The following is a 13,467-nucleotide window of genomic DNA, read 5'->3' as shown; positions in this document are numbered from 1 at the left end:
ACAGCCGGCCGCGATGGCAAGCACCGGAGTGCCAATCCCGGCGCGGGCCGCTATGCTGTCCTTCCCCCTGCCACGCCCCGTCGTCCATGACGCCACCGAAATCCGTCCCCGCTGCCTCGCCGCCCAAGCCTGCCCGCCAATCTGCCCGCCTATCCGCCCGCAAGACGCCCGCGGCCGTTGCCGCCGCAGTGCCCCCGATTCCGCCGCCGCCCACCGCCCTGTACAGGCGTGCCGCCAAGCACCTGGCCGCCCTGGACGACGACTGGGCCCGCCACGTCACCGCCATCGGCCCGTGCCGCCACGAATCGCGGCCGGCGCGCGACCCTTACCAGGCGCTGGTGCGCGCAATCGCCTACCAGCAACTGCATGCGCGCGCCGGCGACGCGATCCTGGGGCGATTCCTGGCGCTGTACCCTGGCCAGACGTTTCCGCCGCCCGCCGCACTGCTGGGCACCGACCCGCAGGCGCAGCGCGACTGCGGCTTTTCGGCCTCCAAGCTGGCCACCATCCGCGGCATCGCCCAGGCGGCGCTGGACGGCGTCATTCCCGGCCGCGACGAAGCGCTGGCGATGACGGACGATGCGCTGGTCGAACGCCTGGTGGCGCTGCGCGGCGTGGGCCGCTGGACGGTAGAGATGCTGCTGATCTACACGCTGGAACGCATGGACATCCTGCCGGTGGACGACTACGGCGTGCGCGAAGGCTATCGCCGCCTGAAGCGGCTGGACAAGGCGCCCTCGCCCGCCCAGATGCGCACGATCGGCGAGGCCTTCAGCCCCTATCGCACCATCGCGGCGTGGTATCTGTGGCGCATGCCGGCAACGCCGACGGAGGCCGCATGAGCGCGGTGGCTCAGGGCCTGGACCGTTACGACTGGGCGCGCATCGAACAGCAATTGGATGCTGAAGGCTGGGCACTATTGCCCGCATTGTTTACGCCCACCCAGGCACGGGAATTGGCGCAGCGGCTCGACAACCACAAGGGCGATGGCAACGCCAACGGCGTCCACCGCTTGCCCACCCCCGCCGGGCAAGGCGAACGCGCCTCGCTTGATGCGCCCATGCCCACGGCGCTGGCAGGATTGCAGGCGGCGCTGCATGCGCGGCTTGAAGCCTTGGCGCAGACCTGGGCGCAGCGGCTGGGGCGCGACACGCACAGCCTGCCGCCGGCGCTGCCGAACCCCGCCATGATCCACCGCCTGCGAGCAGACGATTCCCATCCCTTGGAATACGACGCCGATGAATCGGCCTTTCCGCTGCGGCTGGTCGCCCTGCTGACCGCCCCGGGCCACGACTTCACGGGCGGCGAATTCGTCATGACCGAGCAACGCCCCCGCCAGCAATCGCGCCCTCTGGTACTGCCGCTGGCCCTGGGCGACGCCGCCCTGATCGCCGCCGCGCACCGCCCCATTCGCGGCGCGCAGGGCGACTACCGCGCGACCTTGCGTCACGCCATCAGCCGCGTGCGCAGCGGGGTGCGGGTGGGGTTGGAACTGCCGTTGGGGCCGCTGTGACACGCGCCACCAGGTAGAGCGGCCACACCATCTTTGACCCTTAAAAACGTCAATATTTAAACTATTTCATGCCCTTAACATCAAAATATTGATGTTTTTTCGGGAAATTTGGCCTAAGCCGGCATTGATGCGGATTCAGTCCTATAAATGTCAATATTCTGGTGTTTTCATGTGAATAGCGTAAAAATACTGTTCATATGGCTCAACGCACCGCCCCTCTTCTTCCCGCAACCAACCAATTGCTCCGCGAATTCGGCGAGCGGCTCAAACTTGCGCGTTTGCGGCGCAAATTGACCTCCAAGCAGGTGGCGGAACGCGCCGGCATGTCGCCGACCACCCTGCGGTCGCTCGAAGCCGGCGGCCCGGGCGCCACCATCGGCGCCTACCTTGCCGTGATGCAGGTGCTGGGCCTTGAGCAAGACCTGCAACACATGGCCGCCCGCGATGCGCTGGGCCGTCAGCTTCAGGATGCTCGTCTGATCAGGCAAGGCAGCACGCCACCCGACACACACACCGCCCATCCCGCAGACCACGCCGCCTCGACACTTGCCGAACCGACGACGCGCATCGCCGCCTATTCGCAGCCACAACCCGACGCCACGCCGGGCGTCACGGCGCAAGACTTGGCGGCGCTGCTGCAGCCCCCACCCACCCGCCCTCGAGGCCGCAAGTCATGACGACGATCGGGGTGTACGGCGATTGGGACGGCTTACCCCAGCCCACGCGGCTCGGTTGGCTGCACTCCCGCAAGACACGTGCGCACGAGACTTTCGAATTCCGCTACGACCCCGCCGCCCTTTCTGATTCCCGGCTTGCAAGCCTGACACTCGATCCGCGGATCTATCCGTTCGAAGGCCCCCAATACCCTGCCCCGCCTCAAGATCGGTTTGGCGTCTTCGCCGACTCCAGCCCCGATCGCTGGGGCCGGCTGCTGATGGACCGCCGCCTGGAACGCGACATCCGCGCCGGCCTGCAACCCGGCGGCCTTCGTCTGCACGAGTCCGACTATCTGCTGGGAGTCCACGATCTTTATCGCGTCGGCGCCTTGCGCTACAAGCGGGAAGACGAAGGAGACTTCCTCGACAATCGGCACACCGTCGCCGCGCCCCCCTTCACCGAAATTCACGCACTGGAAAGGGCAAGCCGAGCCCTCGAAGAAGATCCCGACAATCGCGCGCCGCAAGGCCAGGAATGGCTGCGGATGCTCATGGCCCCAGGCGGCTCGCTCGGTGGCGCCAGGCCCAAGGCCACGGTGCGCGACAACACGGGCCACCTTTGCATCGCAAAATTCCCCAGCACCCGCGACGACGTCGATGTCGGCGGCTGGGAGATGCTGGTCAACGCCCTGGCGGTCGGCTGCGGGCTAAGGGTCGCGGATGCGCAAGCCCGCAAATTTTCCAGCCATCACCACTGCTTTATCGTCCGCCGGTTTGACCGCACGGAAAGCGGACGACGCATCCACTTTGCATCGGCCATGACCATGACCGGCCGCACGGACGGCGATGACGCATCCACCGGCGCCAGCTATCTGGAACTTGCCGAAGTCCTGATCCGGCACGGATCGCAAACCCGAACCGACCTGAAAGAGCTCTGGTCACGAATCGTCTTCAACCTGCTCGTTTCGAACACCGACGATCACCTGCGCAATCACGGTTTTCTCTGGGTGCCCGGCGCGGGATGGCGGCTGTCTGCCGCCTACGACATGAACCCGGTGGCCATGGCCGACGGCCTGAAGCTCAATATCACCCCGTCGGACAACGCACTGAATCTGACGCTTGCGCGCGAGGTCGCCGAATACTTCAGGCTCGATCTGCACGAGGCGGACGACATCATCGAAACGTTCCGCGGCATCGTCCGTCAATGGCGAACCCTGGCTCAACGCCTGGGCCTTTCCGCCCGCGAACAAGACCGAATGGCTGACGCCTTCCGACTAGCCGCCGGCTGAACGCTGCTGACGGCCCCTATCAATTCTCCGCCGTGATATGCCCATCCGCCACGACCTTGGCGAACACGGCGGTCTGGGCCTGGATGAAATCGCGGAACGCGTCCGGCGACATCGGCTGCACCTCGCCGCCCAGTTCGCGCAGGCTGGCCACCAGTTTTTCATCACGCAGGCAGCGGTCGATGGCGGCGGCCAGTTGCTGGCGGACCGCGACGGGCGTGGCGGCCGGCACGAAAATGCCGAACCAGTTTTCCAGCGCGTAATCCTTGAGCGGCGCGTACTCGGCCACGGCAGGAATGTCGGGCGCGAACGAGGCGCGCTTGGCTGACGTCACTGCCAGCGGCTTGACCTTGCCGCTCTTGATGAACGGCAGCGCGCCCGCCAGGCTCACGAAGGTCAGGTCGACGCTGCCCGCGGCCACGTCCACCAACTGGGCCGAGGCGCCCTTGTACGGCACGTGAACCATCTTGATGCCGGCCAGCGATTGCAGCAGTTCGCCGTTCAGGTGCTGGGGGTTGCCGACGCCGCTGGTGGCGTAGGTCAGGCGGTCCGGGTTGGCGCGGCCATAGGCCACCAGTTCCTGCACCGTGGCCACCGGCAGCTTGGGGCTGGCCACCAGCACGTTGGGCACGCGCGCCACCAGCGCAATCGGCGCCAGGTCGCGTTCGGGCTGGTATTGCATCTTGCCCTTGAACACCAACGGATTGATGGCGGTCTCGCCGGCCGAGCCCAGCAGCAAGGTCGTGCCGTCGGGCACTGAGCGCACCACCGTCTGCGCGCCCAGCATGCCGCTGGCGCCCGGCTTGTTTTCCACCACCACACCCTGCGGCAGTTCGGCCCGCAGGCGTTCGGCCAGCAGGCGGCCCATGCCATCGACGCCGCCACCCGCGGCGAACGGCACGATCAGCGTGATGGGCCTGCCGCTGCCGACGCCAGGCGCGGCAGGTTCGGCGGCATGCAGCGGCGCGACGGCCGCCAGGGTCAGGGCCGCGCTGGCGGCGAGGGTGCGGATGAAGGGCATGTCTGTCTCCTGGGTGGCCTGCTTCGTGGCGGCCGGGTTTTTCCTTAATTGCATTTTATGCATTCAATATGCAAAACTGGCAGCTATGGAAAACACCAATGCTTCGCCGCGCCGCACCGGTTTCACGCTGGACGGCGTGGCCTATACCCATATCGATTCCGCCGCGACGGTCGGCCCCGACTACCACCGCCTGCCGGTGGTGCTGCGGCTGCTGCTGGAAAACGCGCTGCGCAACATGCAGGGCGTTGAGCGCGACGAGGCCGTGGCCGAGCTGATGGCCTGGCTGGCGCACGGCACCAGCGAAGCCGAGATCGCGTTCCAGCCCGGCCGCGTGCTGATGCACGACACCACCAGCACGCCCGCGCTGGTCGATATCGCCGCCATGCGCGATGCACTGGACGAGGCTGGGGTGGACCCGCGTGCGCTCAACCCGGTGCTGCCGGTGGACGTGTCGGTGGATCATTCCCTGGCCGTGCAGGCCTATGCGCAGCCCGATGCGGCCACGCAGAACCTGGCGCTGGAACTGCGCCGCAATGCCGAGCGCTACCGCTTCCTGCGCTGGGCCTCGAAGGCTTTGTCGAACGTGCGCATCCATCCGCCCGGCACCGGCATCATGCACACCATCAACCTGGAGCAACTGGCCACCGTCGTGTGCCATGACGCCGGCGTGCTGCACCCGGACATGATGATCGGCACCGACAGCCACACGCCGATGATCAACGGCATCGGCGTGCTGGGCTGGGGCGTGGGCGGGCTGGAGGCGCAGACGGTGATGTTCGGCATGCCGACCCTGCTGCGCATTCCCGACGTGATCGGCGTGCGCCTGACCGGGAAGCTGGGCCCCGGCGTCACCGCCACCGACCTGGCGCTGACCGTGACGCAGCGCCTGCGCGCCATCCAGGTGTCGGGCGAATTCGTCGAATTCTTCGGCCCGGGCGTTGCGACGCTGTCGGCCGGCAGCCGCTGCGTGGTCGCCAACATGGCGCCCGAGTACGGCGCCACCACCGGCTATTTCCCCATCGACGGCGCCACGCTGGACTACCTGCGCCAGACCGGCCGCGACGAGGTCCACATCGCGCGGGTGGGCGCCTACGCCGAAAGCGCCGGCATCGCACTGGACCCGGCGGCCCACCCCCGCTACACCCGCGAGATCGAGATCGCGCTGGACCAGGTGCAGATGCATGTGGCCGGCCCCAAGCGGCCGCAGGACCTGCACCCGTACCGCCAGACGCGCGAGATCCTGGCCGCGCTGAACTTCCAGCCGCAAGGCGCGCCGCAATCCGCGTCGCCGGCCGATCGCGCGCCCACGCCGCCCACCGATCCCGCATCCGCCCCGGCCCCCGCGCTGCCGCGCCACGCCATCGCCATCGCCGCCATCACCAGCTGCACCAACACGTCGGACCCACGCCTGTTGATCGCCGCCGGCCTGTTGGCGCGCAAGGCCCGCCGCGCCGGGCTGACGGTGCCGGCCTGGGTCAAGACCTCATTGGGCCCCGGCTCGCCCGCGGCCGCCGACTACCTGGCGCGGGCCGGCCTGCTGGACGACCTGGCCGCCGTGGGCTTCGACATCGTCGGCTACGGCTGCACCACCTGTATCGGCAACTCGGGCCCGCTGCCCCAGGCCGTGCAGGACGCCATGGCTGCCGGCGCCATCCACCCGGTGGCCGTGCTGTCCGGCAACCGCAATTTCACCGGCCGCATCCATCCCGACCTGGACCTGGGCTTTCTGATGTCGCCGCCGCTGGTCATCGCCTTTGCGCTGGCCGGCGATGCCGAACGCGATCTGTCGCGCGAACCGGTGCAGGTCGCACCCGACGGCCACGCCGTGCATCTGCGCGACCTGTGGCCCGACGACGCCGAGATCGACGCCGCGCTGGTGCAGGGCCTGCGGGCCGACGACTTTGCCCGCGCATTCCGGATCGCCAGCGCCAACCCGCAATGGCAGGCGCTGCAGTCGCCGGACACGCCGCGCTTTCCCTGGGACCCGGCATCGACCGCGCTGCGGCGCCCGCCCTTTGCCGCCGCCGGCCCCGCCAGCCAATTGGGCCGCTACGCTGCATGGCCGCTGCTGGTGCTGGGCGACGACGTCACCACCGACCACCTGTCGCCCGCCAGCGCGATTCCGCCAGACAGCCTGATCGCCGATTTCCTGGTCGCGCAAGGCGACGACCGCGACGACCTGAACGTGTTCGCCTCGCGCCGCGGCAACTGGGAAGTCATGATGCGCGCGGCCTTCTACAGCAAGAGCCTGGCCAACCTGCTGTGTCCCGGCGCCCCGGTAGGCCACACGCTGCACGCCCCCAGCGGCCGCCTCGAACCCATCTGGGAAGCCGCCGACCACTATCGGCGCGACGGCGACGCGGTGGTGCTGCTGGCCGGCGAACGTTTCGGCACCGGCTCGTCGCGCGACTGGGCCGCCAAGGGCCAGCGGCTGCTGGGCATCCGCGCGGTGCTGGCGGTCAGCTTTGAACGCATCCACCGCTCGAACCTGATCGGCATGGGCATCCTGCCCCTGCGCCTGCCCGCGGGCGTCACGCCGCAGACCCTGAATATCCAGCCCGGCGACCGCATCGACATCGACTGCCCCGCCGACGCCCTGGCGCCGCGCCAGGCCGTCGCGGTACGCGTGCTGCGCGCCGATGGCCGCCAGGAACCGCTGACCGCCACGGCCGCGGTGGAAACCCAATTGGAACTGCGCCTGTTGCGGATGGGCGGGGTGATTCCCGCTATCCTAGCGGATACCCTCGGCGCCCATGGACAGGCGCCGGCCGAACCGGGCCCAGGCAGCTGAGGCCCCCGCAACCCGGGCCATCCCATGAGCGCGCAGACCAACACCGTAAGCAAGATCCTGGAGCTGATCCGGCAAGACCGCCTGCCCGGCGGCGCCCACCTCACGGCCCAGAAACTGGCGGATCGCCTGCGCCTGTCGCGCTCGCCGGTCAATGACGCGCTCGGCATCCTGGAACAGCACGGCATCGTGGCGCGCAAACCCAACCGCGGCTACTTCCTGCAGCATGCCTATGACGCCCTGGCGCAGGCCCCCATGGACCTGGCCCCGCCCGCTGCCGACGACATCGTCACGCAGCGCTATTTTCAGCTGGCCGACGAGCTGCTGCGCGGTGAACTGCCCATGCAGTGCAGCGAGGCGCTGCTGCGCAGCCGCTACGCGCTGACCCAGGCGCAGACCCAGGCCTTGCTGGCGCGCGTGGCGCAGGAAGGCTGGGCGCAGCGGCGCCCGGGCTACGGCTGGGAATTCTCGTCCATGATGACCACGCCCGACAGCCTGTTGCAGTCGTACCGGCTGCGCCTGGCGCTGGAGCCCGCGGCCTTGCTTGAGCCCGGCTTTCGCATCGACAAGCCCGTGCTGGAGCGCTGCCGCGCCGCCGAACGCCACCTGCTGGACGGCGGCATCGCCACCGACACGGCCGACCAGCTGCACGACCGCGGCGTGCGCTTTCATGAGTCGCTGGTCGAAGCCTCGGGCAATCCGTTTTTCATCGACACCATCAAGCGCGTCAACCGCGTGCGCCGGCTGCTGTCGTACCGCTCGATGCAGGACCGCAGCCGCTACAAGCAGCACTGCGACCAGCACCTGGAAATTCTCGATCTGCTCGAACGCGAGCGCAACGAAGAGGCCGCCCAGGCGCTGGCCGCCCACCTGCGCAGCACGCTCGACAACCTGACCCGCATCAGCGGCATCCTCGCTTCGTAGGGCCTGCCTGGCATGGCCTTTTTCTTGTCTTACCGGAACAGGCCCTGGCCATGCACGTCTACATCGGTTCCCGCACCACCCGCGAACGCCATGCGCGCGGCGATGGCATCAGCGTCTTCGACTATGCGCCGGACACCGGCGCGCTGACGCCCACGCAGGTCGTTGGCGATCTGATCAACCCGTCGTACCTGCTGCCGCACCCCTCGCTGCCCGTGCTGTACGCGGTGCACGGCGACCGCCGCGAGGTCAGCACGCTGCGGCGCGACGCGCGCAGCGGCCGGCTGACCCCGTGGCGCAGCCAGTCGTGCGAAGGCCTGAACCCCGTGCACCTGGCGCTGGCGCCCTCGGGCCGCTACCTGATGGTGTCCAACCACCTGAGCGGCACGCTGGCCGTGCTGCCCGTGGCCGCCGACGGCAGCCTGGAGCCGGTTGCGCAGCAGATCGCCATGCCAGGCGAGCCGGGACCGCACCGCAAGGAACAGCCCCACGCCAAGCCGCACTACAACCTGGTGGACCCGACTGGACGCTACGTGATGGTGCCCGACAAGGGCCTGGATCGCGTGTTCCTGCATGCCTTGCACGACGACCGCGTGGGCGATCCAGCGGTTCATGTCGCCACGGCACGCGAAGGGGCTGGCCCGCGGCACGCCGTGTTTCATCCTTCGGCGCCGTGGGCCTATGTCATCAACGAACTCGACAACACCGTGAGGGCCTATGCATTGGACGAACAGGCGCTGCGCCCCTTCCAGGTGCTGCCCTCGTTGCCCGATACGTACACCGGCAACAGCCGCGCCGCGGGCATCGCGATCGACGCGCGCGGCCGGCATCTGTATGTGTCGAACCGGGGCGACGACAGCATCGCGGTGTTCAAGGTGGATGCGCAGACCGGGCGCCTGGCCCCGGTGCAGCACGCCGCCACCCACGGCAGGACGCCGCGCTTTTTCACGCTGGCGCCCGACGGCCGCTTCCTCTTCGCGCTGAACGAAGACAGCGACACGCTGGAACGCTTCCGCGTGCATCCCGACGACGGCACGCTCGCCCATGACGGCGGCACGCAGCCGGTCGGCAGCCCCGTCTGCATGGTGTTCGCGCCCCGGCTGGCATGACCGTCACGGTGCGCAGGGCTTCGACAAGCAGGTCCCGAGCGAGGCCCCTGCGCCCCCTTAGAAATCCATCGACGCCGACAGCATCAGCGTGCGCGGCACGCCTTGCGAAATCGTGCCGTACGACGCCACGCCCGACCAGTAGCCGCGATTGAACACGTTGACCACGTTGGCGCGCAGCGTCACGTCCTTGCCCTGGATCTTCGTCGCATAGCGCGCGCCCAGGTCGAAGGTGGTCCACGACGGCACCGATTGCGTGTTGGCCTGATTGACGTATTCCTTGCCGGTGTGAATCACGCCGCCCGTCACCGTCAGGCCCGCCACCCACGGCGTATCCCATTCGGCGCTCAGGTTCGCCATCACACGCGGCACGCCCACCGGCTGGTTGCCCAGCACGGCGCGGTTGCTGGAGCGCGTCAATTCCGCGTCCAGCAGCGTCACGCCGCCCAACAGGCGCAGGCCGCGCAGCGGCTCGCCCGACAGGTTCAGTTCCAGGCCGCGATTGCGCTGCTCGCTGTCGGCCGCGTACACGTTGCCGGTCAACTGGCCGCTGGGCTTGGTGATCTCGAACGCGCTCAGGGTCAGCATGGCGCTGTCCAGGTCGACCTTGATGCCGACCTCTTTCTGCTTGGCCTTGTAGGGCTTGAACACCTGCCCCGCATTGCTGGCGGTGGCCGGCGCCACGTCGCCCTTGCTCAGGCCTTCGATGTAGTTGGCATACAGCGACACATTGCTCCACGGCTTGACCACCAGGCCGGCCAGCGGCGTGGTGGCGCTTTCGTCGTAGCTGAGCGTGCGCGCGCCGGTGGTGGCGTTGAAGTTGCGCGACTCGATGCGTTGCTGGCGCACGCCCAGCGTCAGCTGCGCGCGGTCGTCCAGGATGCTCATCGCGTCGGCCAGCGCAAAGCCGGTCAGGTCCGACGACGACACCTTGGGCAGGTTGGCGGGTGCCGGAATGAACTGCTCGGGCCGCGTCACGGGGTGATAGATGTTGGACGACAGCGGCGTGCCCAGCACGCTGGCCTGCAGGTTGCGGTCGCTGTACAGGCTGCCCATGAAACTGATGGCGTGGCGCACTGGCCCCGTGTCCAGCTTGGCGCGCAGGCCCGCGTTGTAGGTGCTGCGGTCGATCTGGAACTTGGAGTTGTTCGGCGTCACCAGCGTGTCGCCGGCCGCGTTGACGATGGTGGGCGTCTGGTCGGACAGGCGCGTCACGTATGTGTCCGAGCCGCCCGCGTCGGCAAACACCGTCAGGCGGTCGCTGATGTCGTATTCCACGCGCAAGAGCGCCGACTGGCTGTCGGACTTCCACCAGCCCCAGGGCTGGGTCGCATTGCGACGGCCGTCCGGCGCGCCCGGCACCTGCAGTCCCGACGCCACCAGGAAAGGCCGCGTCGGCGCATCGACCTTTTCGTTCTGCATCACCACGTCCAGCGACGCGCGCAGCCGCGTGCCCTGGTAGTCCAGCGACAAGGCGCCGATGTCGGTGCGCGAATGCAGATTGTCCAGCGGCGTATCGCCCTGGCGGTGCATGGCATTGACGCGCACGCCCCATTCGCCGTCATTGCCGAAACGCCGGCTCAAGTCCACCCGGCCGCCGAACTGGGACGAGCCCACGTAATCGGCCGACAGGCGCGTCAGGTCTTCGGGCAAGGCGCGCTTGGGCACCATGTTGATCACCCCGCCCACGCCGCTGTTGGGCGACATGCCGTACAACAGCGCCGCAGGGCCCTTCAACACTTCGACGCGTTCGATGTAGTCGGTGAACACGTGGTAGTTGGGCGCCACGCCATAGACGCCGTCGAAGGCGATCTCGCCCAGGTTGCCTTCGCCGATGGGAAAGCCGCGGATGTAGAACGAATCGGTCACGCCGCCGATCTGTCCGGTAAAGCGCACGGAAGAATCCACGTTCAGCGCATCGGCCAGGGTGACGGCCTGGCGGTTGGCCAGCAGGTCGGACGTGTAGTTGGTGACGCTGAAGGGCGTGTCCATCACGTCCTGGTTGCCCAGCAGGCCCAGCCGGCCGCCGCGCGCCACCTGGTTGCCGGCGTATTCGACGGGCAAGGCCGAGGGGCTTACGCCCGCCGCGGCCACGGTCACGGCGGGCAAGGTCGTCACGCCGGCTTCCGGCGCCGGCAGCTTGCGCAGCGAATAGGCGCCGCCGCCCTGCTCGGCCAGCGCGTAGCCGGACCCGGCCAGCAGGCGCGCGAAGCCGTCGCGCACCGTGTAGACGCCGTTCAGGCCGCTGCTGCGCTGCCCCGCCAGCACGGCCGGGTCGAACGACAGCGGCACGCCCGCCGCCGCAGCGAATTGCGCCAGCACGTCACCCAGCGGACCGGCGCCGATGGCGTAGGCCTTGCCGGCCGGGGCGCTGGCGGCATCGGCCGCGCGCACGGACGGCGCCGCGGTGGCCGCGAACAGCAACGCCACCCCCAGGCTGACGGCCCGCACCGCGCTCACCGCGGGCGATGGCGCGGCCGGGGTACGGCAAACGGACTGGGGATGCGAGCTTCGGGAAACCATGTGACGATCCTTCGTTAGGGGCTGGGCGTCGCGGCCGGGCCGCGATCATTCACCCGGTACACCGGACGAAGGCGAAAAAAGTGTCAGGACTTGGGCGATTAATTTGTAACGGTATTGCGTCACCGCGCCGTGACGCTGACCCAATACGGCGTGACCCGGCTGATCCGCACCGGCAGCGTCTTTTCCAGCAGGCGCAGGCCGGCGTCGATGTCGTGCAGCGGAAAAGCGCCCGACACCCGCAGGTCGGCCACGGCCGGATCACAGCGCAGAAAGCCGCGGCGATAGCGCGCCAGCTCGTCCACCAGATCGGCCAGCCGCCAATTGGTTGCGGCCAGCATGCCGTGCTCCCATGAAGCCTGTCCGGCATCCGCGTCGGCGGCTGCGCCCACCTGGCCGGCATCGAACACCGTCTGCTGCATGGCCTGCAGCACGCGATGCGCGCCGCCGCCCGCCGGCCCGATATCCACGGCGCCTTCAAACACCGCGACGCGCACGCGGCTGCCTTCGTCGCGCACCAGGAAGCGCGTGCCCAGCGCCTGCACCGTGCCCTGCGCCGTGCGCACGATGAAGGGCCGGTGCACCGGCGACGGGTCCTTGCCGGTGGTCAGCAGGATTTCACCCGCCCGCAGCCACACGACACGCTGATCCGCGGTGTACAGGATGTCCACCGCCGTGGCGGTGTTCAAGATCAGTTGCGTGCCGTCGGCCAGTTGCAGGCGGCGCTGCTCTCCGGCGGCCGTGCGGGCATCGGCCGCCCACTCGCGCCACGGCAGTTCACGCCAGGCCAGCCACCCGGCCGGCCCCAATGCCAGCAGGCCGGCCACGGTGCGCAGCACCTGGCGACGCCCCGGCCGGTCCAGCCCCCGCAAGGCCTGCGCGCCCAGGGCGGGTGGCACCTGCCCGAAACTGCGCAGCATGTCCTCGGCGCGGGCCCAGGCCGCGGCGTGCGCCGCGCTGCGGCCGCGCCAGCGTTCAAAGGCAGCGTGGTCCGACGCCGACAGCGCTTCCGACTGGAACCGCACCAGCCAGCCGGCGGCCTCTTCCAGCAGCGCGCGGTCCGGCACGGCGGTCATGCCGCGCTCGCGTGATAGGCCACGAGGCAGGCCGTCAGCGCCTTCTGCATGTGGCGCTTGACCGTGGCCAGCGACACGCGCTGCACCCGCGCGATGTCGGCATAGGCCATGCCGTCGAATTGCGAAGCCAGGAATATCTCGCGCGTCTTCGCGGGCAAGGTGCGCAGGGTGGCGTCTATGGCGTACAGGGTTTCGAGGATCAGCGCCCGCACTTCGGGCGACGGCGCCTCGCAAGGCGGCAACTGCGCGGCGGCCGCCTGGTAGGCGTCTTCCAGCGCGCGGCGGCGCCAGTGGTCCACCACCAGGCCCTTGGCGATGTGCGTCAGCAGCGCACGCGGCTCGCCGCCGCCGCCCTCGCGCACGCGCGCCCCCATCAACCGCACGAAGGTGTCGTGCGCCAGGTCGGCGGCATCGAAGGAATTGCCAAGCTTCTTGCGCAGCCACCCGGACAGCCAGCCGTGGTGGTCGCGGTAGATCTGCGTGACAGCGTCGTTGGGCAGGGAGTCGGTCGAGGACACGGCGCGGCTCGCGATGGAATCTAAATGGGAATAATTATTATTTTATCCCATCGCGGCCGCCC

General features: G+C 68.9%; 11 protein-coding genes. 7 read left to right on the top strand and 4 right to left on the bottom strand.

The features are described from left to right. Positions 1-188: 188 nt before the first annotated feature. The 4 genes from HV798_RS04540 (at position 189) to HV798_RS04525 (ending at position 3,458) form a co-directional block, all read left to right on the top strand. On the top strand, positions 189-842 hold the full coding sequence (locus HV798_RS04540; RefSeq protein WP_246288573.1) for a DNA-3-methyladenine glycosylase family protein: 654 nt from the start codon (positions 189-191) through the stop codon (positions 840-842). Further along, entirely contained in the window at positions 839-1,513 is a 675-nt protein-coding gene (locus tag HV798_RS04535; protein WP_175191180.1) for a 2OG-Fe(II) oxygenase, read from the top strand. The genes HV798_RS04540 and HV798_RS04535 overlap by 4 nt, the downstream gene beginning before the upstream one ends. 197 nt (positions 1,514-1,710) lie before the next feature. Next, on the top strand, positions 1,711-2,190 hold the full coding sequence (locus HV798_RS04530) for a helix-turn-helix transcriptional regulator (RefSeq protein ID WP_175191181.1): 480 nt from the start codon (positions 1,711-1,713) through the stop codon (positions 2,188-2,190). Further along, entirely contained in the window at positions 2,187-3,458 is a 1,272-nt protein-coding gene (locus HV798_RS04525; RefSeq protein WP_175191182.1) for a type II toxin-antitoxin system HipA family toxin, read from the top strand. The genes HV798_RS04530 and HV798_RS04525 overlap by 4 nt, the downstream gene beginning before the upstream one ends. Positions 3,459-3,477: 19 nt before the next feature. Here HV798_RS04525 and HV798_RS04520 read toward each other — a convergent pair whose 3' ends face one another. Further along, entirely contained in the window at positions 3,478-4,476 is a 999-nt protein-coding gene (locus HV798_RS04520) for a Bug family tripartite tricarboxylate transporter substrate binding protein (RefSeq protein WP_175191183.1), read from the bottom strand. Positions 4,477-4,561: 85 nt separating this feature from the next. Here HV798_RS04520 and acnA point away from each other — a divergent pair, with 85 nt between their 5' ends. Genes acnA through HV798_RS04505 form a run of 3 tightly spaced genes read left to right on the top strand, consistent with a single transcriptional unit; the run spans position 4,562 to position 9,294 of the window. Further along, positions 4,562-7,267 (top strand): aconitate hydratase AcnA, encoded by a 2,706-nt coding sequence (gene acnA, locus HV798_RS04515; RefSeq protein ID WP_175191184.1) that lies wholly within the window; start codon positions 4,562-4,564, stop codon positions 7,265-7,267. Between the two features lie 24 nt (positions 7,268-7,291). Then, the gene (locus HV798_RS04510; RefSeq protein WP_025139248.1) at positions 7,292-8,188 is read left to right on the top strand and encodes a GntR family transcriptional regulator; all 897 of its coding nucleotides are present in this window, start codon (positions 7,292-7,294) and stop codon (positions 8,186-8,188) included. Between the two features lie 50 nt (positions 8,189-8,238). Continuing rightward, the gene (locus HV798_RS04505) at positions 8,239-9,294 is read left to right on the top strand and encodes a lactonase family protein (RefSeq protein WP_175216340.1); all 1,056 of its coding nucleotides are present in this window, start codon (positions 8,239-8,241) and stop codon (positions 9,292-9,294) included. A gap of 57 nt (positions 9,295-9,351) precedes the next feature. Here HV798_RS04505 and HV798_RS04500 read toward each other — a convergent pair whose 3' ends face one another. The 3 genes from HV798_RS04500 to HV798_RS04490 all read right to left on the bottom strand — a co-directional run bounded on the left by HV798_RS04500 (position 9,352) and on the right by HV798_RS04490 (position 13,405). Next, complete coding sequence (locus tag HV798_RS04500; RefSeq protein ID WP_175191187.1) at positions 9,352-11,814, bottom strand: TonB-dependent receptor; 2,463 nt, start codon at positions 11,812-11,814, stop codon at positions 9,352-9,354. 119 nt (positions 11,815-11,933) lie between these two features. Then, complete coding sequence (locus HV798_RS04495) at positions 11,934-12,887, bottom strand: FecR domain-containing protein (protein WP_175191188.1); 954 nt, start codon at positions 12,885-12,887, stop codon at positions 11,934-11,936. After that, positions 12,884-13,405: a sigma-70 family RNA polymerase sigma factor gene (locus HV798_RS04490; RefSeq protein ID WP_175191189.1), complete on the bottom strand. Its 522-nt coding sequence runs from the start codon at positions 13,403-13,405 to the stop codon at positions 12,884-12,886. Before HV798_RS04490 ends, HV798_RS04495 begins: the two co-directional genes overlap by 4 nt. Positions 13,406-13,467 lie beyond the last annotated feature (62 nt).

It is taken from the genome of Achromobacter deleyi, assembly GCF_902859705.1.
GTDB lineage: Bacteria > Pseudomonadota > Gammaproteobacteria > Burkholderiales > Burkholderiaceae_B > Achromobacter > Achromobacter deleyi.
Note: the sequence above shows the minus strand (reverse complement) of the source record. Positions and strands in the feature narration are given on the sequence as shown.